The sequence below is a fragment of the Thermus thalpophilus genome, from assembly GCF_022760915.1.
GTDB lineage: Bacteria > Deinococcota > Deinococci > Deinococcales > Thermaceae > Thermus > Thermus thalpophilus.
This window is the reverse complement of record NZ_JAKTNS010000086.1, coordinates 1-1222: the sequence shown is the minus strand read 5'-3', so window position 1 is coordinate 1222 and position 1222 is coordinate 1. Positions and strand designations below refer to the sequence as shown.

Annotated in this window: 1 protein-coding gene and 1 pseudogene; both read right to left on the bottom strand. The window is 61.4% G+C overall.

The window, feature by feature from the left end:
* Positions 1 to 369 (bottom strand): annotated as a pseudogene (locus L0D17_RS13100) (hypothetical protein); the annotation flags it as partial.
* 18 nt (positions 370 to 387) lie between these two features.
* On the bottom strand, positions 388 to 870 hold the full coding sequence (locus L0D17_RS13095; RefSeq protein ID WP_243095692.1) for an FHA domain-containing protein: 483 nt from the start codon (positions 868 to 870) through the stop codon (positions 388 to 390).
* Positions 871 to 1222 lie beyond the last annotated feature (352 nt).

The window sequence follows — 1222 nt, the reverse complement described above, 5'->3', positions numbered from 1 at the left end:
GAGAAGATGCTTCAGGAGCGGTATGCCCCCCGTACACAGACTCTTACACATAACTCTTGACACGACCCCTTTTAGGGTTTTGCCCCCCAGGCGCTTGGCCTCTAGCCGCCACCCTTCCGCTTCCCCGGTGAGGTTTTCGGCAAAGAAGGCCTTTTCCTCCTCCCGGTAGCGGATGAGGGGGGCCTCGAGGAATAGCCCCTCCCGTTCCAAACAGGCCCGCCTTTCAAAGACGAGCTCCTCCCCGTCGTAGCTAAGCTCCTCCCCGCCCAAAAGTCCCTCTTCGGTCTCTAGGGTGTAGGGCCGGTTAGCGCAGGGGCCTGCCAAGGCCAAGCTTCCCAAAAGGGCTAGAAGGAGAACCAAACGACCCATGGCTAAGAGGATACCAAGCTAGGGCGCCCAGCCCGAGGGCCTCGCCAGGTAGGGCGGGGCCTGGCCTGGTTTGAGCTCCACACGGAAGAGCCCGGAGAGGGTGAGGTTGCCTCCCGTGTTCCGGGCCTGGGCCAGGGCCTGGTCCAAGAGCTGGCTTAGCCCCAATAGGAAGCGGTCCTGCACTCCCTTCTCCACGGGTAGCGCCCCGAAGGTGAAGCAGGCGGGGTTCACCTGGGGGCAGTGGGGTTCCAGCCGGAGCCTTCCCCCGAGGAAGTAAAGGCGCCAGCTCCCCAGGTCCACCCGGTACCCGGCCCGCAGGTGGTCCTGGTACTGGAGGACGAGCTTCTGCCAAAGCTCCCTTCCCGCTCTGTCCGCTGGGCTTAGGGTGTAACGCCAGGCCCTGGTCCCTTCCTGGGTGAGGCTTTGGCTTCGGGTGAGCCGCCATTCTTGGGCGTGAGCTGGGAGGAGGAGCGCCACAACGGCGAGCAAAATCCTTCCCATACCCTTTAGTTTCCCAGGTTATTCCCTGAAGCCTTGGTCATTTGCACCTTAGAACTTGGCGACGTGTGCTAAGCTTTCCCCTAGTGAAGCCCACGCCCCTTCGCTTCGGCACCGAGGGATTTCGGGGAGTGATCGCCAAGGACCTCACCTTCGCCACCCTCCACCACCTGGCGGAGGGGTTTGCTCTGACCATGGTGGGCCATCAATACGTTTGCGTCTTTTTCCTTACAGGACCTAGCCGTCATGCCGGAAGACAAGGTCGCCCTCATGGCCCGCAAGGGATATGCGACCACTAGACTAAGAGGCTGTCGTAAAAGGGTGGTATTCTTGAGGGATGAGCTCTAGACGATCT

What these genes read in the sequence shown, in the direction of transcription:
- L0D17_RS13095 (WP_243095692.1), bottom strand. Translation starts at nt 870, where the DNA reads ATGGGAAGGATTTTGCTCGCCGTTGTGGCGCTCCTCCTCCCAGCTCAC.